The organism is Pseudomonas sp. MF6747 (assembly GCF_963890955.1).
Classification (GTDB): domain Bacteria; phylum Pseudomonadota; class Gammaproteobacteria; order Pseudomonadales; family Pseudomonadaceae; genus Aquipseudomonas.
This window is the reverse complement of sequence record NZ_CAWPSZ010000003.1, coordinates 135,580-156,454: the sequence shown is the minus strand read 5'-3', so window position 1 is coordinate 156,454 and position 20,875 is coordinate 135,580. Positions and strand designations below refer to the sequence as shown.

At 62.2% G+C, this 20,875-nt stretch carries 15 protein-coding genes; 8 read left to right on the top strand and 7 right to left on the bottom strand.

Annotation, left to right across the window (positions count from 1 at the left end; translation table 11 throughout):
* The first annotated feature begins 4 nt into the window (after positions 1-4).
* The 4 genes from AACW30_RS04430 (at position 5) to AACW30_RS04415 (ending at position 4,361) form a co-directional block, all read left to right on the top strand.
* Positions 5-901: a glycine betaine ABC transporter substrate-binding protein gene (locus tag AACW30_RS04430; protein WP_124416419.1), complete on the top strand. Its 897-nt coding sequence runs from the start codon at positions 5-7 to the stop codon at positions 899-901.
* A gap of 11 nt (positions 902-912) precedes the next feature.
* The gene (locus AACW30_RS04425) at positions 913-1,566 is read left to right on the top strand and encodes an ABC transporter permease (protein WP_027604864.1); all 654 of its coding nucleotides are present in this window, start codon (positions 913-915) and stop codon (positions 1,564-1,566) included.
* The gene (locus AACW30_RS04420) at positions 1,563-2,720 is read left to right on the top strand and encodes an osmoprotectant ABC transporter ATP-binding protein OsmV (RefSeq protein ID WP_053131666.1); all 1,158 of its coding nucleotides are present in this window, start codon (positions 1,563-1,565) and stop codon (positions 2,718-2,720) included. The genes AACW30_RS04425 and AACW30_RS04420 overlap by 4 nt, the downstream gene beginning before the upstream one ends.
* Before the next feature lie 477 nt (positions 2,721-3,197).
* Entirely contained in the window at positions 3,198-4,361 is a 1,164-nt protein-coding gene (locus AACW30_RS04415; protein WP_017138295.1) for a type III PLP-dependent enzyme, read from the top strand.
* Between the two features lie 49 nt (positions 4,362-4,410).
* On the opposite strand, the gene AACW30_RS04410 is transcribed toward AACW30_RS04415, so the two are convergent.
* Together AACW30_RS04410 and AACW30_RS04405 are read right to left on the bottom strand one after the other, a co-directional pair.
* On the bottom strand, positions 4,411-5,160 hold the full coding sequence (locus tag AACW30_RS04410) for a tetratricopeptide repeat protein (RefSeq protein ID WP_200624361.1): 750 nt from the start codon (positions 5,158-5,160) through the stop codon (positions 4,411-4,413).
* 1 nt (position 5,161) lies between these two features.
* Positions 5,162-5,842, bottom strand: a complete 681-nt coding sequence (locus AACW30_RS04405; RefSeq protein ID WP_106578624.1) for a Fe2+-dependent dioxygenase — start codon at positions 5,840-5,842, stop codon at positions 5,162-5,164.
* Between the two features lie 207 nt (positions 5,843-6,049).
* Here AACW30_RS04405 and AACW30_RS04400 point away from each other — a divergent pair, with 207 nt between their 5' ends.
* A complete protein-coding gene (locus AACW30_RS04400; protein WP_106578623.1) occupies positions 6,050-8,335 on the top strand; it encodes a TonB-dependent receptor in 2,286 nt (761 codons plus the stop codon).
* A gap of 136 nt (positions 8,336-8,471) precedes the next feature.
* The gene (locus AACW30_RS04395; RefSeq protein ID WP_200624360.1) at positions 8,472-10,997 is read left to right on the top strand and encodes a PepSY domain-containing protein; all 2,526 of its coding nucleotides are present in this window, start codon (positions 8,472-8,474) and stop codon (positions 10,995-10,997) included.
* 132 nt (positions 10,998-11,129) lie between these two features.
* Here AACW30_RS04395 and AACW30_RS04390 read toward each other — a convergent pair whose 3' ends face one another.
* The 4 genes from AACW30_RS04390 to ptsP form a co-directional block, all read right to left on the bottom strand.
* Positions 11,130-12,671, bottom strand: a complete 1,542-nt coding sequence (locus AACW30_RS04390) for an alkaline phosphatase D family protein (RefSeq protein WP_200624359.1) — start codon at positions 12,669-12,671, stop codon at positions 11,130-11,132.
* 193 nt (positions 12,672-12,864) lie between these two features.
* The gene (locus AACW30_RS04385) at positions 12,865-14,580 is read right to left on the bottom strand and encodes a PTS fructose-like transporter subunit IIB (RefSeq protein ID WP_200624358.1); all 1,716 of its coding nucleotides are present in this window, start codon (positions 14,578-14,580) and stop codon (positions 12,865-12,867) included.
* Between the two features lie 11 nt (positions 14,581-14,591).
* The gene (pfkB, locus tag AACW30_RS04380; RefSeq protein WP_200624357.1) at positions 14,592-15,533 is read right to left on the bottom strand and encodes a 1-phosphofructokinase; all 942 of its coding nucleotides are present in this window, start codon (positions 15,531-15,533) and stop codon (positions 14,592-14,594) included.
* Positions 15,534-18,392 carry a phosphoenolpyruvate--protein phosphotransferase gene (gene ptsP, locus AACW30_RS04375; RefSeq protein WP_200624356.1) on the bottom strand — a complete coding sequence of 953 codons (2,859 nt, stop codon included), beginning with the start codon at positions 18,390-18,392 and terminating at the stop codon, positions 15,534-15,536.
* A gap of 294 nt (positions 18,393-18,686) precedes the next feature.
* On the opposite strand from ptsP, the gene cra reads away from it, so the two are divergent.
* Positions 18,687-19,682, top strand: coding sequence for a catabolite repressor/activator (gene cra / locus AACW30_RS04370; protein ID WP_200624355.1), 996 nt, complete (start codon positions 18,687-18,689; stop codon positions 19,680-19,682).
* Positions 19,683-19,684: 2 nt separating this feature from the next.
* Entirely contained in the window at positions 19,685-20,461 is a 777-nt protein-coding gene (locus AACW30_RS04365; protein ID WP_200624354.1) for a TatD family hydrolase, read from the top strand.
* On the opposite strand, the gene AACW30_RS04360 is transcribed toward AACW30_RS04365, so the two are convergent.
* Positions 20,408-20,836, bottom strand: a complete 429-nt coding sequence (locus AACW30_RS04360; protein WP_124416411.1) for a hypothetical protein — start codon at positions 20,834-20,836, stop codon at positions 20,408-20,410. The genes AACW30_RS04365 and AACW30_RS04360 overlap by 54 nt on opposite strands.
* Positions 20,837-20,875 lie beyond the last annotated feature (39 nt).

Genomic DNA, 20,875 nt, shown 5'->3' with positions numbered 1-20,875 from the left:
CGACATGAAAAAGTTAAGCTTGATATTAGGCTGCGTCCTGCTGTTGGCAGGTGTTGCGCAAGCCGCCGAAAAACCCGTCATCCGCATCGGCGCCCGCGTGTTCACTGAACAGACGCTGCTCGCCGAAATCACCTCCCAGTACCTGCGCACCAAGGGTTACGACACCCGCGTGACCGGCGGCCTGGGCAGCAACCTGGCGCGCAGTGCCCAGGAAAGCGGGCAACTGGACCTGATCTGGGAATACACCGGCGTGTCGCTGGTGGCCTACAACCATGTGGACGAGAAGCTCGACAGCGAACAGTCTTACGCCCGAGTCAAAGAACTCGATGCGAAAAAAGGCCTGGTCTGGCTCTCCCCGTCGAAATTCAGCAACACCTACGCATTGGCGTTGCCGGAAAACGTGGCCAAGGAATTCCCGCAGATCAACAGCATCAGCGACCTGACCCAAGCCCTGGCCGAGAAAACCAAAGGCACGCGCCTGGTGGCCCTGGACACCGAGTTCGCCAACCGTTCCGACGGCATGGCCGGCATGGTCAAGCTGTATGACATGAACCTCACGCGCAAAAACACCCGGCAGATGGACGCCGGCCTGGTCTACACCGCGCTGCGTAATGGCCAGGTGTTTGCCGGGTTGGTCTACACCACCGACGGTCGCCTGAACGCCTTCAAATTGAAGCTGCTGGAAGACGACAAACACTACTTCCCGGACTACACCGCCGCGCCGGTGGTGCGTCAGGATTATCTCAACGCTCACCCTGAACTGGCCGCCGACCTGAAACCACTGGCCGCGCTGTTCGACGACGCAACCATGCGCCAGCTGAACGCGCGGGTCGACGTGGACCATGAAAGCCCGTCCGCCGTGGCCGCAGACTTCCTGCGCCAACATCCCATCAGCCAATAAGAGGAGAAGACATGGAATTTCTGAACGCCTTTTCCCATCTTGATTGGGCCCAGGTCCTGCACCTGACCTGGCAGCACATCACCCTGGTCGGCATTGCCGTCATTCTGGCAATCGTCGTGGGCGTGCCGCTGGGCGTGCTGATGACGCGCTTCCCGACCCTGGCCGGCCCGCTGCAAGCCAGCGCCACCGTGCTGCTGACCGTGCCGTCGATCGCGCTGTTCGGCCTGCTGCTGCCCTTCTACTCCAAGTTCGGCCAGGGCCTGGGGCCAATGCCGGCGATCACCGCGGTGTTCCTCTACTCGCTGCTGCCGATCATGCGTAACACCTACCTGGCCCTGACGGGCGTGGAACCGGGCATTCGCGAAGCCGCCAAAGGCATCGGCATGACCTTCGGCCAGCGCCTGCGCATGGTTGAACTGCCCATCGCCGTGCCCGTGATCCTCGCCGGTGTGCGCACCGCCGTGGTGATGAACATTGGTGTGATGACCATTGCCGCCACCATCGGCGCCGGCGGTCTGGGTGTACTTATTCTGGCTTCCATCAGCCGCAGCGACATGTCGATGCTGATCGTTGGCGCCGTGCTGGTCAGTCTTCTGGCCATCTTCGCCGACCTGCTTCTGCAATGGCTGCAACGCTCGCTGACTCCAAAAGGACTGCTCAAATGATCGAACTTCAAAACCTGACCAAGACTTTTCAAAGCAACGGCAAAACCGTATCTGCCGTGAACGACGTAAGCCTGACCGTCAATGAAGGCGAGATTTGCGTGTTCCTCGGCCCCTCGGGTTGCGGCAAAAGCACCACGCTGAAAATGATCAACCGCCTGATCAAGCCCACCTCGGGCAAGATCCTAATCAACGGCGAAGACACCACCGACCTGGATGAGGTGACCCTGCGTCGCAACATCGGTTACGTGATCCAGCAGATCGGCCTGTTCCCGAACATGACCATCGAGGAAAACATCGTGGTGGTGCCCAAGCTGCTCGGCTGGGACAAGCAGAAATGCCACGACCGCGCCCGCGAGTTGATGAGCATGATCAAGCTGGAACCCAAGCAATACCTGCATCGCTACCCGCGTGAACTGTCGGGCGGCCAGCAACAGCGCATCGGCGTGATCCGTGCCCTGGCGGCCGATGCACCGCTGCTGCTGATGGACGAGCCGTTCGGCGCGGTGGACCCGATCAACCGCGAGATGATCCAGAACGAATTCTTCGAGATGCAGCGCGCGCTGAACAAGACCGTGATCATGGTCAGCCACGACATCGATGAAGCGATCAAGCTGGGCGACAAGATTGCGATCTTCCGCGCCGGCAAGCTGCTGCAGATCGACCACCCGGACACGCTGCTGGCGCATCCGGCTGACGAGTTCGTGAGCAATTTCGTCGGCCAGGACAGCACCCTCAAGCGCCTGCTGCTGGTGAAAGCCGAAGACGCGGCGGACAACGCCCCGTCGGTGAGCCCGGAAACCCCGGTGGCCGAGGCGCTGGAGCTGATGGACGAAACGGACCGTCGCTACGTGGTGGTCACCTGTGCCGAGAACAAGGCGCTGGGTTATGTACGACGTCGCGACCTGCACCGTCAGACCGGTACGTGCGGCCAGTACCTGCGCGAGTTCAACGCCACGGCCGCGTACGACGAGCACTTGCGCATCCTGTTGTCGCGCATGTACGAGTTCAACCGCTCGTGGTTGCCGGTGATGGACGCGGAGCGCGTGTTCCTCGGTGAAGTGACCCAGGAGTCGATTGCCGAGTACTTGAGTTCCGGTAAGTCGCGTGGGGGCAAGACCAGTATTGTTTCCCCTGCCGAGACTGCGCTGGCCTGACCTGAAATAACACAGCGCAACAGGTGGGAGGGGGCTTGCGCCCGATAGCGGTGGATCAGTGACTGATGAAGTGACTGACACACCGCCATCGGGGGCAAGCCCCCTCCCACATTTGCCCGTTGGTGAGTCAGGGAAATCCCACCGATTTGGCCCTCCCGGGGAACATCAATCCGTCACACCGGTCGGTTACATAAGTAGCTGCACGCGGTCCTGCGACGAACGCGTGCAAAAACGCGACATTTTTAGTTGATCTATGGCCCCTCACGTCCTAAAGTTCGCGCCGAACGTCCATGCTGGAAACGATCCATCCGGCTCAAGTACTGACGACGAGACAGCAAGGCCAAGGGAAGCGGTTATTCCCGTGGCCTTTTTGCTTTCGGCGACATGCCTTGGGAAGTAGGCGAACCAAAGTGGGGATACGGAGGACGTTCATTTGCACCCATTGATCAAATTAGTTTGCCCTTAGGAGTTCCCAGCATGTCGATCAACGTCGAAGATTATTTCGCGCGCGCCACTTTTGACAAAATGAAGGCGTTCGCCGACAAGCAAGAAACCCCGTTCGTGGTGATCGACACCGCGATGATCAGCCAGGCCTACGATGACCTGCGCGCCGGTTTCGAATTCGCCAAAGTCTATTACGCGGTCAAGGCCAACCCTGCCGTCGAGATCATCGACCTGTTGAAAGACAAGGGTTCGAGCTTCGACATCGCCTCGATCTACGAGCTGGACAAGGTCATGGACCGTGGCGTCAGCCCCGACCGTATCAGCTACGGCAACACCATCAAAAAATCCAAGGACATTCGCTACTTCTTTGATAAGGGCGTGCGTCTGTTCTCCACCGACTCCGAAGCCGACCTGCGCAACATCGCCAAGGCCGCGCCGGGCTCGAAAGTCTATGTGCGTATCCTCACCGAAGGCTCGACCACGGCTGACTGGCCTTTGTCGCGCAAATTCGGCTGCCAGACCGACATGGCCATGGACCTGCTGATCCTCGCCCGTGACCTGGGCCTGGTGCCATACGGCATCTCTTTCCACGTCGGCTCGCAGCAGCGCGACATCAGCGTGTGGGACGCGGCGATTGCCAAGGTCAAAGTGATCTTCGAACGCCTGAAGGAAGAAGACGGCATCCACCTCAAGCTGATCAACATGGGCGGTGGCTTCCCGGCCAACTACATCACCCGCACCAACAGCCTGGAAACCTACGCCGAAGAAATCATCCGCTTCCTCAAGGAAGATTTCGGCGACGACCTGCCGGAAATCATCCTGGAGCCGGGCCGTTCGTTGATCGCCAACGCCGGCATCCTGGTCAGCGAAGTGGTGTTGGTTGCGCGTAAATCCCGCACCGCCGTCGAGCGTTGGGTATACACCGACGTGGGCAAATTCTCCGGCCTGATCGAAACCATGGACGAAGCCATCAAGTTTCCGATCTGGACCGAGAAGAAAGGCGAGATGGAAGAAGTGGTCATCGCCGGCCCTACCTGCGACAGCGCCGACATCATGTACGAGAACTACAAGTACGGCCTGCCGCTGAACCTGGCGATTGGTGACCGTTTGTACTGGCTGTCGACCGGTGCGTACACCACCAGCTACAGCGCCGTGGAATTCAATGGCTTCCCACCGTTGAAGTCTTACTACGTGTAAGCAATTCGCACACAAAAAACCCATGACATGTCATGGGTTTTTTTATCGGTTAGCAAAGGCTCGCGGCGCGCTGTTGGTAGGCCTCGGCCATTGCACGAATCTGTGGGTCAGTGGCTGCGGCCAACGCAGCGTGGGCCGTTCGCAAAAACTTCAGATTGCCGCCCGCCAGCGCCTTGCGCAGCCACGCCAATGCCTCGTCGATTCGGCCTCGGTCAGCCAATATCGCGGCATAACTGAACTGCCCGCGAAAATCCCCGCCTTCGGCTGAGCGCCGATACCACTCGACGGCCGCCTCAAAATCCCTCGGGCAATAGTGGCCGTCTTCCAAATAACGCCCCACAAGGTTCATCGACTTGGCGTGGCCCTGCTCTGCAGCCAGCCGATAAAACCCCAGCGCTTGCGGTCGGTCTTCGTCGACACCACGACCGGTGGCCAGCAGGTTGGCATAGTTGTATTGGCCCCAGTCCAACCCGGCCTCTGCCGCCAGGCGATACTCCCGCGCAGCTGCCACCTCATCTACGGCGCAGCCCCAGCCATGTTCCAGGCAACGCCCGGCCATATTGCGTGCCATCAACTGCCCGCCGTTGGCGGCGATCTGGAACCAGCGCAGCGCCAGCGCTTCATCGCGCGCAATGCCGCGCCCTTCCAGCAGGATTTGTCCCAGCAAGGCCTGGGCATCAACCACGCCCGCCTTGGCTGCCATCAAAATCGCCTGGGCGGCGCGCACCGGGGAATCGTCGAGCATGCTTTGCAGTTGCTCGACGTTGAGCACTTCTTCACGGCGCAATAAAAAGCCCATGTCAGACCTCGACCCAGCGGCGCAACAGGTTGTGGTACGTGCCGGTGAGCTGGATCAGCGCTGGATGGTCAGGAACATCGCGGGTCAGTTGCTGGATGGCGCCGTCCATCTCGAACAGCAAGGTGCGCTGGCTGTCTTCACGCACCAGGCTTTGGGTCCAGAAGAACGAAGCGTAACGCGCGCCACGGGTTACGGCGTTGACTTTGTGCAGGCTCGAACCTGGGTACAGCACCATGTCGCCGGCCGGCAGCTTGACCCGCTGCAGACCAAAGGTGTCCTGGATCTCCAGCTCGCCACCGTCGTATTCATCCGGATCACTGAAAAACAGTGTGGACGACAGATCGGTCCGGACCCGTTCATGGCTGCCCCGCGCCTGGCGCACGGCGTTGTCGATGTGGAAGTCGAAACTGCCACCGGCCGTGTAGCAATTGAGCAAAGGCGGGAAGACCTTGTGCGGTAACGCCGCTGACATAAACAGCGGGTTTTTCCACAAACGCTCGAGCATCGCCGCGCCAATTTCCTTGGCCAGCGGGTGGCCCTCGGGCAATTGCAGGTTGTGTTTGGCTTTGGCGGACTGATGCCCGGCGGTGATTTTACCGTCGGCCCACTCGGTGTTTTCCAAGGCTTGGCGAATGCGCAGCACCTCCTCGCGAGAGAACAGGCCGGGAATGTGCAGCAGCATGGGGCGGTACCTGAAGGCAGAGAGGCGCCAATGGTATTGATTCTTATCCGCCCTGTAAAACGCGGGAGACGAACGAGTTCGTAAAAACCGTAAGCAAAAAGTGTAAAGAATGTAAATTCAGTGCGAATAGTAATGTATCGCAATTGATAGAAACTCTTGTTGACCCTATATTCCGCGGCCTTACAACCTTGGGGAAGGGACACGTCAATGTCGCGCACACTGCTAAAAACACCAGCCAGTTCACCACGCATGCTGGCTTCGGCCATCGGCGTCGCACTCAGCGCCAGCTCTGCCGCCCAATTGGCGCAAGCGGCCGAAAGCACCGAACACAAAGGCGAGCGCAACAGCATCTCCCTGGGCGCCACCAGCATTACCGGCCAGGAGCAGGACAACACGTCCTACCAGGTGGAAAAAGCCGCTTCGCAAAAGTACACCGCGCCACTGGTAGACACCCCGCGTTCGGTGACCGTGGTGCCGCAACAAGTGCTCAAGGACACCGCCGCCACCTCGTTGCAGGACGCCTTGCGCACTGTACCGGGCATTACTTTCGGTGCCGGTGAAGGCGGCAACCCTCAGGGCGACCGTCCGTTCATTCGCGGTTTTGATGCCCAGGGCGACACTTACCTGGACGGCGTGCGCGACACCGGCGGCCAGAGCCGCGAGATCTTCGACATCGAATCGATTGAAGTCAGCAAAGGCCCGAACTCCTCGTTTGGCGGTCGGGGTTCGGCTGGCGGCAGCATCAACCTGGTGAGTAAAACGCCACAGGCGCGCGACTTCACCAACGGTGGTTTCACCTACGGCTCCGACCAGACCCGCCGCTACGTGCTCGACGTGAACCGCCAGTTCCTCGACAACGCCGCGTTCCGCTTGAACCTGATGAGCCACGAGCAGAACGTGGCTGGCCGCGATGTCATCGACTATGACCGCTGGGGTGTAGCACCGTCGCTGACCTTCGGCCTGGGCACGCCGACGCGCGTCAACTTCAGCTACTACCACATGGAAAGCAACGACCTGCCGGACTCGGGCATTCCCTACGGCTACAGCTCGCCGACCGCCACTGCCCACGGGCACGACAAACCCACCGATGGCGGCGACAGCAACAACTTCTACGGCTTGAAAGACCGCGACTTCCGCAAGACCCGCGCCGATATCAGCACGTTCTCCATCGAGCACGACCTGAACGACGACATGACGCTGAAAAACACCCTGCGCCATGGCAGCACCGGCCAGGACTACGTGCTCACTCAGCCGGACGACAGCCAGCGCAACGTCAGCCGTTTCGGCACCGTGTGGCGCCGTGCCAACACGCGAGTGTCGACCACCGACACCACCACCAACCAGACCGACCTGTTCGGCAGTTTCCAGCTGGCGGGCATGAAGCACTCGTACTCCACCGGCCTGGAATTCACCGGCGAAGAAACCCGCGTCAGCGGCTACACAGTCAGCCCGAACGCCAACCCGACCTGCACCGTGGCCAAAGGCAGCCTGGGCGGGCAGTGCACCTCGCTGAGCAACCCGACGCCGGATGACGCCTGGACCGGCAGCGTCGCGCGTAACTACTACGGCACCAACACCAAGGCCACCAGCCGCGCCGCCTACGTGTTCGATACCCTTGAGCTGGACCCGAAATGGCTGTTGAACCTCGGCCTGCGCTACGACACCTTCGACACCGAAGCCAACACGAACGCCGCCGCGGGGCGCAGCAAAATCAAGGACGACAGCCAGTTTTTCAACTGGCAGGCGGGCCTGGTCTGGAAGCCGCTGGAGAACGGCAGCATTTACACCTCCTACGCCACCTCGGCATCGCCTGCCGGCGGCATGGTCGGTGAAGGCCAGGAAACCAACGGCTTCGTCACCGGCATCAACACCAGCGACCTGAAACCCGAAGAAACCGTCAACTACGAGCTGGGCACCAAGTGGGACCTGTTCCACAACCGCCTGTCCCTGACCGGCGCGATCTTCCGTACCGAGAAGAAAAACACGCGCATTCTGGTGGACTCCAACACCTACGAAACCGCGGGCGAATCGCGAGTGGACGGCATCGAACTGTCCGCCAGCGGCAAGCTCACCGAACAATGGCAAGTGTTCGCCGGCTACAGCTACCTGAAAAGCGAGCTGGTTGACCCCGGCAAAAACGGCAACCGCCAGGGTGTCGTCACTGCCGGTTCCAACAAGGGCAACCAAATGCCCAACACGCCGAAAAACACCTTCAGCCTGTGGACCACCTATGACATCACGCCAAAGCTGACCATCGGCGGCGGCGCGTTCTACGTCGACCAGGTTTACGGCGACGCGGCCAACACCGTTTACGTGCCGTCGTACACGCGCTACGACGCCATGGCCAGCTACAAGCTGACCAAGAACGTCGACCTGCAACTGAACGTGCAAAACCTGACCGACAAGACCTACTACGACAAAGCTTACGCGGCGCACTTCGCCAACCAGGCGGCCGGTCGTACGGCGTTGTTGACCACCAGTTTCCACTTCTAAACGCGGCCCACTTCTGGCCCAAAGCCCCACGCATCGGATGCGTGGGGCTTTTGCGTGTAAAACAGAATATTTCTCGTTAGCCCACGGCATAATGCGCGCCGTGACTTATATATCCAGATGAGCGAGGCGGTCCGACGTGTTGAAGAAAACCCTGTTCCAGTTGCACTGGTTCTTCGGCATTACCGCCGGGCTGGTGCTGGCATTGATGGGGATCACCGGGGCTGCGGTCTCGTTTCAGGATGAAATTCTGCGCGCGCTCAATCCGACCGTCTTAAGCGTCGAAAAACGCGAAGCCGGCGTGCTGCCGCCTGCCGAACTGGTGCGCAAGCTGGAGGCCACCGAAGGCAAGACCGTGTCGATGCTGTGGGTAGAAAGCGACAGCGGCAACGCCGCGCGCGTGTTCTTCACCGCACCACCGGGCGAGCGGCGTGGCCAGATGCGCTACTTCGACCCGTACACCGGCAACTACATGGGCGACGCCGTCGGCCAGGACGTGTTCGGTTTCATCTTGCAGCTGCACCGCTTCCTGGCGGCTGGCGATACCGGCCGGCAAATCACCGGCGCCTGCACGCTGATCCTGGTGTTCTTCTGCCTGTCGGGCCTGTACCTGCGCTGGCCGCGCCAGGTGGCAAGCTGGCGCGCCTGGCTGACGCTGGACTGGCGCAAAAAGGGCCGCAGTTTCAACTGGGACCTGCACTCGGTGTTCGGCACCTGGTGCCTGCTGTTTTACCTATTGGCCGCGCTCACCGGCCTGTATTGGTCGTATGACTGGTACAACCAGGGCGTAACCAAACTGCTCTCCGACGCCCCGCAAAATGAACGCATGCGCAAACGCGGCCCGCCGCCCGAAGGCCCGGCGCCCGTGGCCGACTACGACGCGATCTGGAGCAGCATCTACGCCAACGCCGGCCCCGGCTTGAGCGCCTACAACATCCGTATGCCGGCCGTCGCCGGGCAGCCGGCCATTGTGTATTACCTGCTCAAAACATCGCCGCACGACCGCGCGCTGAACCAGATCAACCTCGACCCGGCCACCGGCGAGGTCAAGTCCCATGACCGCTACGCGAGCAAGACCTTCAAGTCGCAATTGCTCACCAGTGTCTACGCGCTGCACACCGGCAGCTACTTCGGCCTGGTAGGCCGCATCATCCTGACCGTCAGTGCGCTGTGCATGCCGCTGTTCTTTATTACCGGCTGGCTGCTCTACCTCGACCGCCGCCGCAAAAAACGCCAGGTCCGCGATGCCCGCAAAGGCCTCGGCGCCAACCACAGCGACGCCCCGGCATGGCTGATCGGCTTTGCCAGCCAGAGCGGCTTTGCCGAACAGCTTGCATGGCAGACAGCCGGGCAATTACAGGCCGCCGGCCTGCCGGTGAAGGTGCAGCCGTTGGGCAGTGTCAGCCAGCAAGACCTGTGTGAGTCAGAACATGCACTGTTTGTGGTCAGCACCTTCGGCGACGGCGAAGCGCCCGACAGCGCCCGTGGTTTCGAGCGCAGCGTGCTCGGCCAGGACCTGTCGCTCAAAGGCCTTAACTACTCGGTGCTGGCCCTGGGTGACCGCCAGTACGAACACTTCTGCGGCTTTGCCCGGCGCCTGCATTTCTGGTTGACCCATCAAGGCGGCAACCCGTTGTTCGCGCCTGTGGAAGTCGACAGCGGCGATACCGAAGCGCTGCTGACCTGGCAACAGCAACTGGGCCAGCTCACCGGGCACGCGCCGGCATCCGCCTGGCAGACCGCCCAGTACGAAAACTGGACCCTGACCCGACGCACCCTGCTCAACCGCGATAGCGTCGGCTCGGACATTTACTTGCTCGGCCTCACACCGCCTTCGTCACACACCTGGCTGGCCGGCGACCTGGTGGAAATACTGCCGCGCAATTGCCCGTGGGCCATCGAACACTTTCTTGCCGGCCTGGGCCTGGCCGGCAGCGACGGCGTGTTGATCGACGGCCTTGCGCAAACCCTCAACCAAGCCCTGGCCACCCGCCAACTGCCGGACAACCGCGCGCACTTGGTCGGCCTGCACGCCCAGGCACTGGTGAACGCCCTGGTGCCCCTGGGCATGCGCGAATACTCCATCGCCTCGATTGCCAGCGACGGCGTGCTGGAGTTGATCGTGCGCCAGGAACGTCACCCCGACGGCAGCCTGGGCCTGGGTTCCGGCTGGCTGACCGAACACGCCGCCCTCGGTTCAAGCATCAGCCTGCGCCTGCGTCGCAACAGTGGTTTCCACCTGCCAGAGGCGCCAGTGCCGCTGATCCTTTTGGGCAACGGCACCGGCCTTGCCGGCCTGCGCAGCTTGCTCAAGGCGCGCATTGCCGCTGGTCAGCAGCGCAACTGGCTGCTGTTTGGCGAGCGCAATATCGCTCACGACTACCTGTGCCAGGACGAGCTGCAAGGCTGGCTGGCCAGCGGCGATCTGGCCCTGCTGGACCTGGCGTTTTCACGCGACCAGCCAGAAAAAATCTACGTACAGGATCGCCTGCGCGAGTCGGCGGACGTGCTGCGTCGATGGCTGGCAGACGGCGCGGCCATTTATGTCTGCGGCAGTTTGCAGGGCATGGCAACGGGCGTGGACCAGGTGCTGCATGAGGTGCTGGGCAGCGAAGCAGTCGAGCGCCTGATCGAGCAAGGGCGCTATCGCCGGGATGTGTACTAAGCCCTCATAAACACCGAGGATCAAATGTGGGAGCTGGCTTGCCTGCGATGCAGGCACCTCGGTGTATCAGTGACACCAGGGTGATGCAATCGCAGGCAAGTCAGCTCCCACAGTTTTTAAGTGCATTGCAGGTCAGGCCGGCTGCAGTTTTTGCTCAAACACGGAGACCCCATCCAAGTCGCGCAAAATCACCGTCAATTCCGCCGTCTGCCCATCAATCTGCACCTCACCAAAAAACTGAAACCCGGCCAGCGGCGAGGTGTTCTGCGCAGGCGGCGCCTTCTCGAACACCACCTGCGGGCCAAAGGTTTTATCCAACGGGTTGGGCCCAAAACTCCCTGCATTCAAAGGCCCGGCCACAAACTCCCAGAACGGCTCGAAATCCTGAAACGCCGCCCGGTCGGGGTGGTAATGGTGCGCCGCGCAGTAGTGCACATCCGCCGTCAGCCACACATGGTTACGCACCTGCTGGGCACGCAAAAACCCCAACAGTTCGGCAATCTCCAGCTCACGGCCCTGGGCCGGGCCAGGGTCGCCGTTGGCAATCGCTTCCCAGCGCGGCACGCCAGGGCTGACCTCGCCGTCAGGCACGCCAAGGCCGATGGGCATGTCGGCGGCGATGACCTTCCATTGCGCCGTTGAGGCCTTGAGTTCGCGCTTGAGCCAGTCCAGTTGCTCACGGCCCATGAACGGTTTTTCGCCTCCCAGGTTGTCGTCGTTGGGGCCACGGTAACTGCGCATGTCCAGTACGAACACATCCAGCAACGGGCCGTAACTGAGCTTGCGATAGATCCGCCCGCCGCCATCGGCGCTTTGCCGACGCATCGGTGAATACTCCAGCCAGGCCTGACGTGCGCGGCCGACCAACGTGTTGATGTCCCTGGTCTGATAGCGCTCATCGAGTTGCTTGCTCGGCGACCAGTTATTCACCACCTCGTGATCGTCCCACTGCCAGATCTGCGGCACCTCGGCGTTGAAGCGGCGCACGTTTTCGTCGAGCAGGTTGTAGCGGTAATTGCCGCGGTACTCATCCAGGGTTTCGGCGACTTTGCTCTTGGCTTCGGTGGTGATGTTGCGCCAGATGCGCCCGTCTTCAACGCTCAACTGCGCCGGCACCGGGCCGTCGGCGTAGATGGTGTCGCCGCTGTGAATAAAGAAGTCCGGCAGGCGCAGGCGCATCGCTTCGTAGATGCGCATGCCGCCAATGTCCGGGTTGATACCAAAGCCCTGGCCGACGGTGTCGCCGCTCCACACAAAACGGATGTCACGGCGTTGTTGCGGCACGCTGCGCAGGTGGCCGAACCACGGCTCGCTGGCGACGCCGGTCTGGGCGTCTTCAAAATGCACGCGGTAAAAGATCGACTGGTCGACCGGTAACCCCGTGAGTTCGACGCGGGCGGTAAAGTCGGTGCGGCTGTCGGCCAGTGGCGAGATGAATTTTCGCGGGTTGCTGAACACGCTGCGGGTGTCCCATTCCACCACCATCTTGGCCGGGCGGTCGCTGCGGCTCCAGATCATCGCGCGGTCGCCCAGCAGGTCGCCGGACTGCACGCCATCGGTGAGTTGCGGCCGGTCCTTGACCGACGCGATCACCGCCGGCGCCAGGCCCGGCAGCAGCAGGCCGGCGCCGACGGCTTGCATCACGCGGCGACGGCCGAGATCGAAGTGGCTCATGCAGGTGCCCTCTTGAGTATCAAAAGGTCAACTAAAGCACGCGGGGATGAAGCGGATGTGACACCGACTCGGCAACTCTGAAGCGCCAAATGTGGGAGCGGGCTTGCTCGCGAAAGCGCAGTGTCAACCAACGACTGCATTGACCGGCACACTGCTTTCGCGAGCAAGCCCGCTCCCACATCTTTGACCGGTGTCAGGCCTTTCCTGCAGCTACGGTGAGTTCCACCGCCTCAGGGCGCTTGATCAGCGCATACACCAACCCAGTCAACAGGCTGCCGGCAACAATCGCCAGCAAGTACACCAGGGCATGGTTCATCGCATTCGGAATGACCAGCACAAACAGGCCACCATGAGGCGCCGCCAGTTTGCAGCCGAAGTACATCGACAGCGCGCCGGTCAAGGCGCCACCGGCGATGCTGGCCGGGATCACGCGCAGCGGGTCTTTGGCCGCAAACGGAATCGCGCCTTCGGAAATAAAGCACAGCCCCAGAATCATCGCGGCCTTGCCGGCTTCGCGTTCGGTCTGGGCGAACTTGCGCCGCGCCAGGAACGTGGCGATGCCCATGCCAATCGGCGGCACCATGCCTGCGGCCATGGTCGCGGCCATCGGCGCGCCGCTGGAAGCGGCCAGCAAGCCGACGGAAAACGCATACGCCGCCTTGTTGATCGGCCCACCCAAATCGACGCACATCATGCCGCCCAGGAGGATGCCCAGCAGCACCGCATTGGTGGTGCCCATGGTGCTGAGAAAGTCGGTCAGGCTGGTGAGCAGCCGTGCGACTGGCGGGCCGACCAGATAAATCATCGCAAGGCCGGTGAACAAACTCGCCAGCAATGGAATGATCAGGATCGGCTTGAGCGCCTCCAGGCTCTGCGGCAATTTCACCGCGCGGGTGATCAACTTGACGCAATAACCCGCGAGGAAACCGGCGAAAATCCCGCCTATAAACCCCGCGCCCAGCGTGCCCGCGAGCAGGCCGCCAATCATGCCCGGCGCGAGGCCGGGGCGGTCGGCAATCGAGTAGGCGATATAGCCCGCCAGCAGCGGCACCATCAGCATAAAGGCCTGATCGCCGACGGTTTTGAGTGCCGCCGCCAAGGTGCCTTTTTCTTCAAAGGCATGAATGCCGAACACAAACGACAAGGCGATCAGGAGCCCGCCGGCCACCACCATCGGCAACATGAACGACACACCGGTGAGCAGGTGTTTGTACACGCCGGTCTTTTCCGATTTTTTCGCCACCGCGCTGCCGGCCGCACTTTCCACTGCGCCTTCGGCCAAGGCTTTGTTGAGCGTGGCTTCGGATTGCTTGAGGGCAATGCCGGTGCCGCAGCGGTAAATCTTCTTGCCGGCGAAGCGCTCGGTGGCCACTTCAATGTCGGCCGCCAGCAACACCACGTCGGCATTGGCGATAGCCTCCGGGCTCAAAGGCGTGCGCGCGCCCACCGAGCCTTGGGTCTCAACCTGCAAGTCGTAGCCCAGGCGCTTGGCGGTTTGCTGCAAGGCTTCGGCAGCCATAAAGGTGTGCGCTACGCCGGTGGGGCAGGCAGTGACCGCGACGATACGCGGCGCGGTGCTGGCTGCCTGCTGCGTCGCCACATAGACCTCAGCCTCTGCGGCGCCGCGGCGCAATACTGCGTCTACATCCGCCAACGCCTGGGCCGGCGTGCTCTGGAACACGCGCTTGCCGACAAACCGCTGCATCTCCACCGGCGTGCTGCTGACCAGCAGCACCCAATCGGCGTCATCGAGCGTGGCCTGGGACAACTGGCGCTCCGGGTGCTGCACGTCCACCACTTCGACGCTGGTGTGCAAGCCCTGGCGCTGCGCGGCAGCGTCCAACAAGCGGGCGCACAGCACACTGGTGACCATGCCGTTCGGGCAGGCGGTAACAATGGCTAATTTCATCACAAACCCTCTTATTGTTCTGTCAGCGCGCGCACATGGACGCCGCTTTCGAGACGCGCCAACTGCGCGTCATCGCTGATGCCAAACCCGATCTGTGTGACGGCCATCGCGGCAATTGCCGTGGCGCGCCGCAAGGTGGTTTGCGGCAGATCAACCCTGAGCAAACCGTGAAGCATCCCGGCCAGCAGCGAATCGCCGGCGCCCACCGTACTGGCGACGCTGACCTTGGGCGGCGTGGCGTGCAGCGCGGTGCCCGGGCTGAACCAGTTCACGCCGTCGGCACCGTGGGACACCACCACATGTTCCACGCCTTGAGCGTGCAACCGCTCGGCGGCCTGGGCCTGTTGCGCGATGGAGTCCGTGGCGCAATCCAAGGCCTCGGCCAACTCTTCAGTGTTGGGCTTGATCAGCCACGGGCCCGCCTGCAAGCCGGCGCGCAAGGCTTCGCCGCTGGTGTCGAGGGCGACTTTCAAACCGAGGCTTTTCAGGTGTACCAGCAAGCCCTGAAACCACTGCGCGCTGATGCCGCGCGGCAAACTGCCGGCAACCACCACCGCGTCGTGCCCCGGCGCAATCAGCGTCAGTTGATTGAGTAACGCCTGCTGGGCCTGCTCACTGACCTGCGGTCCCGGTGCATTGACGTCGGTAACCCGGCCGTCCTGCTCGGCGATCTTGATGTTGCTGCGGGTTTCGCCCGGTACGCGAATAAACGCGTCGGTAAAACCACGCCGAGCGATCAACGCCTCGAAGGCTTGCGGATTGTCCTCACCGAGAAAGCCGCCGACGGTGACGTGATGACCAAGGTCCGCCAACACTTGGGCGACATTCACACCTTTGCCGGCGGCGTGGGTCAGCAGGGTTTCGCTGCGGTTGACCGCCCCCGGCTCCAGGCGTGCCAGGCGTACGGTAAGGTCCAACGCCGGGTTCAGCGTCAGGGTCAGAATCTTTGCCATTTACACGGCCTCCACTAGGGCTCGCACTTGCGCGGGCGAACCCACCGCAAGGGCTTTTTGCGCCAGGCTCTGGGCCTCGCTCAGACTGAATTCGCGTACCCGCGCCTTCACTTCAGGAATGCTGCGGGCCGACACGCTCAACTCATCCACTCCCAGCCCGATCAGCACCGGCACTGCCAGCGGGTCCGCCGCCAATTCGCCGCACACGCCGACCCACTTGCCATGGGCGTGGGCAGCACGCACGGTGATGTCGATCAGTTGCAACACCGCCGGGTGCAGGCCGTCGGCCTGGGCCGACAGCGTCGGATGGCCGCGATCGATAGCCAGCGTGTACTGGGTCAGGTCGTTGGTGCCGACGCTGAAAAAGTCGACTTCCTTGGCGAGTACCGGCGCGAGCAAGGCGGCGGACGGCACTTCGATCATGATGCCCAGCTGCAAGTCGGCGACCGGGATTTCCAGGCGCAGGCGCTCGGTCATGTCCCGGGCCGCGCGCCATTCATCGACGCTGCCGACCATGGGGAACATGATGCGCAGCGGTCGGTTGTCCGCCGAGCGCAGCAGCGCACGCAATTGCGCTTCCATGATCTGTGGGCGTTGCAAGGTCAGGCGAATACCACGCACACCGAGGAAGGGGTTTTCTTCCTGGGCGATCGGCCAATACGGCAGCGGTTTATCACCCCCAACATCGAGGGTGCGCACCACCAGCGGGCGACCGCCCAGGCCGTCGAGTACGCGGCGGTATTCGGCCTCCTGAGTGGCTTCATCCGGCGCTTGTGGATGAGCCATGAAAATCAGCTCGGTGCGCAGCAGGCCGATGCCTTCGGCGCCCTGCTCCACCGCGCCGGCAACACCGGCGCTCTCGCCGATATTGGCGAACACTTCCACGGCGTGACCGTCACGGGTCAACGCCGGTTCGTGGCGCTGCGCCGAAGCCGCTTGCAGGCGCTGCTCGCGGGTGTCGCGCTCAACGCCAGCGCGTTGCAAGGTGGTGGCATCGGGGTCGACATGCAGGCGACCGCGCTGGCCATCGAGCAACAACGACGTGCCGGACGCGAGCAGCAACACCGCCGCGCCCGCGCCTACCAAGGCGGGAATGCCCAGGGCCCGCGCGACGATGGCGCTGTGCGCCGTGGCGCCGCCACGCGCGGTGAGAATGCCGGCGACACGGGCCGGGTCCAGACGCGCGACGTCGGAGGGGCCGACTTCGTCCATCACTAAAATGTAGGGTTCGCTCGGCTCCTGGGCGGTTTCAACGCCGCACAATTGCGCCAGTACCCGACGGCCGATGTCGCGCAGGTCGGCGGCACGCTCGGCGAGCAAGGCATCCTGCAACGACTCCTGCTGTTTGGCGGCGGCCTCGATCACACTCATCCACGCCGCTTCGGCGCTCTCGCCCTGCTTGAGGCGGGTGTCGACTTCGTCGGTCAGTTCCGGGTCGTCGAGCATTTCCTGGTGGGTGATGAAGATCTCGCGGATGGCTTTGGCCTGGCTGCGTTCGATCAGGCCCTGGATATCGCGGCGCACATCGGCCAGGGCGCTCTGCAGGCGCTGGCGCTCAATGGCCGAGGACTCGCCGCGAAGGGGGTAATCGAAGACGTGCTGAATCTGGATATGTGCAGGCCCGATGGCAATGCCCGGCGCGGCAGCGATGGCCTGGATCTGGCTGCCGGCTGCGGGCGCGCTGATGGCCGGTTCGCTGTCGACGGTGGCGGGCTGGGCACTTACGGTCGGCAGTGGCTCGACCTCTTCGCCCAGACCCTCTTCTACCGCCGCGAGCAACGCAGGCAATGCATCGCCGGCAATTGTCGGTTCAGCGACAAACTCCAGCACCTGGCCGCGACGGGCGCCAAGGCTCAGCAACTTGCTCAAACTTTTCACCGACACGGCGCCCACCGGGCCATCCACCAGGCGCACGCGAATATCGCCGTCAAAACCTTTCGCCAATTGCGCGAGGATCTTCGCCGGCCGCGCATGCAAGCCATGGGCGTTGGCCAGGGTGACGCGCACGCTGGGCCAGTCAGGCGGCAGTTCGCCGCCGAGCACTTCGAGCACCGCGCGGCTGCTGGTGGCACGGCCGAGTTCCTGGCCGCGCCCTTCAATGAGCAACGCACACAGGCGTTCGAGCAAACTCTGGTGCGCTTCGCCGAGGCTGGCCAGGCAAAACAAACCGTTGAGCGGCTGGCCGAGGTAACGCATGGGTTTGTCCGGCGTGACGAACGCAAGGCCCGGACGCTTGACCGTCTGCTCGCTGTGCAACCACCACAGGCCATCGCCCAGCGGCAACGCGTCGACCTGCTGCAACACGGCAGCAAAACCATTGCTCACGCAATCAGCCTGGCGCAGCAGACGTGCGCCTCGCCAGACAAGCTCTTCGAAGTCATCGGCGGACACGCCAAGGCTGATCATTTGCGCGTCCAGCGCCAGTTCCTGCGGCGCGCCTTGCAGCAGCTTCAGTAAGGCGTCAGCCGAACCGGCACGGCGCAGCGCCTGGCCCAGATCGGTTTCACCGAGGGCGCGGGTCAGCAATTGCAGCAAACGCAAGTGTTCATCGGATTTGGCGGCAATGCCGATGGCCAGGTAGACGATCTGGCCATCACCCCAGTCCACCCCTTCGGGGAACTGCAGCAGGCGCACGCCGGTGGAAAAAACCTGGTCGCGGGTTTCGGGGGTGCCGTGAGGGATGGCAATGCCTTGGCCGAGAAAGGTCGAGCCTTGGGCTTCACGCGCTTGCAAGCCACTGAGGTAACCCTCGGCGACCAGGCCGTCGGCCACCAGTTTGTCAGCGAGCAGGTGCAAGGCAGCAGATTTATCCACAGCCACCTGGCCCATGGATATCTGCTCTACAGTGAGCTCAAGCATGCCGTTCTCCTAGTTAGTGCGGTGGGCGCACTAGGTATTGTTTTGAATAAATCAGCGGGGCTGCGTTCAAAAATAGCTGACTGAGTGGTCAATTGGCAGTAGCCACTAAGTAGCGAACGTCGTAAAAATACGCTGGCTGAAACGTTTAATCTAGAATTTATGGCAGATTACGCGCTAATTATGCAAGCTTGAAGCGCCACTCGGCGCTTGAGCTCGGCCAATAGTCGTGTGCAGTAATCGGTTACGATTGGACAAAATGTCGGGGCAAGCTCTAAAAAACAAGGAAATCCCGGTTTGAAACTCAGTGATATCGCACGTCTGGCCGGTGTGTCCGTGACCACCGCAAGCTACGTCATCAATGACAAGGCCGCGCAACAACGCATCAGCAGCGCAACCGTCGAACGGGTGCGCGCGGTGGTTGAAGCCCATGGCTTTACCCCAAACCCTCAGGCGGCCGGGCTGCGCAGTCGGCACACGCGCACCTTGGGCTTTATCCTGCCGGACCTGGAAAACCCCAGTTACGCACGGATCGCCAAATTATTGGAACAAGGCGCACGGGCGCGCGGCTATCAGTTGCTGATCGCCAGCTCCGACGATGAGGCCGAGAGCGAGCGCCAATTGCTGCAGCTGTTCCGCGCGCGGCGCTGCGATGCGCTGTTTGTGGCCAGTTGCCTGCCGGCCAGCGATGACAGCTACCGTGAGCTGCAAGCTAAAGGGCTGCCAGTGATTGCGATCGACCGGGTGATGGAAACGGAGCAGTTTTGCTCGGTAGTCAGTGATGACCGCCAGGCCTGCCAGCAGTTGACCAGCAGCCTGCTGCAACCGTTGCCCAAACAGATCGTGCTGATCGGTGCGCGTCCCGAGCTGGGCATCAGCCAGGAGCGCGCCGCCGGTTTTCATGAAGCGCTGAAAGGCTTCACGGGTGAGGTCATCGTCGAACAGGGCGAGGCCTTCAGCCGAGATTGCGGCCGACAGCTGATGGAGCAACTTCTGCAACAACTGGGGCATTTGCCTGACGCGGTGGTGACCACTTCGTACGTGCTGCTGCAAGGTGTGTTCGACGCGCTGCAGGACTTCCCGCTCAAATCCCGGCCGCTGCGCCTGGGCACTTTTGGTGACACCCAGTTGCTGGACTTCCTGCCGCTGCCGGTCAACGCCATGGCCCAGCAACATCAGCTGATTGCCGACACCGCCCTGCGCCTGGCGTTGGCCGCCATCGAGGAAGAACAGTACCAGCCGGGCGTGCACGCCATCGGCCGGACCTTCAAGCAGCGTATTCACGAGACTTGAGCGTGGAGCTGATCGACACCCATACCCACCTGGACTTCCCGGACTTCGACCATGATCGCCGGCAAGTCCTCGCCCACAGTCGCCAACTCGGCGTGCAGCGCATGGTGGTGTTGGGCGTGTATCAGCAAAACTGGCAACGGCTGTGGGATCTGGTGCAGGAAGACGAAGGCTTGTTCGCCGCCTTCGGCCTGCACCCGGTGTACCTCGATGAGCATCGCCCCGCCGACCTGACAGAGCTGGGCGACTGGCTGACGCGCTTGAAGGGCCACCGGCAACTGTGCGCCGTCGGTGAAATCGGCCTGGATTACTTTCTCCAACAGCTGGACCGCGAGCGCCAGCAGCGCCTGTTTGAAGCGCAGCTGAAACTGGCGGTGGACTTCCAGCTCCCGGCGTTGCTGCACGTACGCCGCAGCCATGCAGCAGTGATCGCTACCCTCAAGCGCATTCGCCTGCCACGCGGCGGCATCATCCATGCGTTTGCCGGCAGTTTTGAGGAAGCCCGCGAGTACATCAAGCTGGGTTTCAAACTCGGCCTGGGCGGTGCCGCCACGTGGCCGCAGGCGCTGCGCATGCACAAAGTACTCGCGCGATTGCCCCTAGACGCGGTGGTGCTGGAAACCGACTCGCCCGACATGGCGCCCGCCATGTACCCAGGCCAGCGCAACAGCCCGCAACACCTGCCGGACATCTGCGCCGACTTGGCCGAACGCATGGCGATCAGCCCATTACTGCTGGCCGAGACGAGCACACGCAATGCGCGCGAGCTGTTCAACTGGTAGCGGTTTGACCGCCTGTAAGTTCAATGTCAGCCGTTGCCGATGGCGGGCGTAACGCAACACGAGAAAGTGCATCAGCACCGCCACCAGCGAAACGTTGAGCTGCCCGACAACGCTGAGCAACCCGACCCACTCAGCCACCAGCGCCACAATCAGCACCGAGCAGGTCAATACCACCATGCTCGGGGCCACCATGGCCCAGTGGTCCAGCGCCTTGAACTGGCGCAACTGCCTGGGGCATATCAACTGCAGGGTGCGTTGGCAATAGGGGCATTCGAAGGGCTCGTGGATGGCAATCGCATTCACTTGCCAGGGCTTGAGTTCAAACGTGATGTCGCAATGGGCGCAATGCCCTTTGATCCCCATGGCAGTGGCCATCGCTGTGCCTCCCTTGAACCGTGACGGGTTGAAACAAAT

Excerpts from the sequence above, each read along its gene's own strand:
- AACW30_RS04415 (WP_017138295.1), top strand. The coding sequence starts at position 3,198 with ATGTCGATCAACGTCGAAGATTATTTCGCGCGCGCCACTTTTGACAAA.
- AACW30_RS04420 (WP_053131666.1), top strand. The coding sequence starts at position 1,563 with ATGATCGAACTTCAAAACCTGACCAAGACTTTTCAAAGCAACGGCAAA.
- AACW30_RS04400 (WP_106578623.1), top strand. The coding sequence starts at position 6,050 with ATGTCGCGCACACTGCTAAAAACACCAGCCAGTTCACCACGCATGCTG.
- AACW30_RS04410 (WP_200624361.1), bottom strand. The coding sequence starts at position 5,160 with ATGGGCTTTTTATTGCGCCGTGAAGAAGTGCTCAACGTCGAGCAACTG.
- AACW30_RS04405 (WP_106578624.1), bottom strand. The coding sequence starts at position 5,842 with ATGCTGCTGCACATTCCCGGCCTGTTCTCTCGCGAGGAGGTGCTGCGC.
- AACW30_RS04390 (WP_200624359.1), bottom strand. The coding sequence starts at position 12,671 with ATGAGCCACTTCGATCTCGGCCGTCGCCGCGTGATGCAAGCCGTCGGC.
- AACW30_RS04430 (WP_124416419.1), top strand. The coding sequence starts at position 5 with ATGAAAAAGTTAAGCTTGATATTAGGCTGCGTCCTGCTGTTGGCAGGT.
- ptsP (WP_200624356.1), bottom strand. The coding sequence starts at position 18,392 with ATGCTTGAGCTCACTGTAGAGCAGATATCCATGGGCCAGGTGGCTGTG.
- AACW30_RS04425 (WP_027604864.1), top strand. The coding sequence starts at position 913 with ATGGAATTTCTGAACGCCTTTTCCCATCTTGATTGGGCCCAGGTCCTG.
- AACW30_RS04360 (WP_124416411.1), bottom strand. The coding sequence starts at position 20,836 with ATGGCCACTGCCATGGGGATCAAAGGGCATTGCGCCCATTGCGACATC.
- pfkB (WP_200624357.1), bottom strand. The coding sequence starts at position 15,533 with ATGGCAAAGATTCTGACCCTGACGCTGAACCCGGCGTTGGACCTTACC.
- AACW30_RS04385 (WP_200624358.1), bottom strand. The coding sequence starts at position 14,580 with ATGAAATTAGCCATTGTTACCGCCTGCCCGAACGGCATGGTCACCAGT.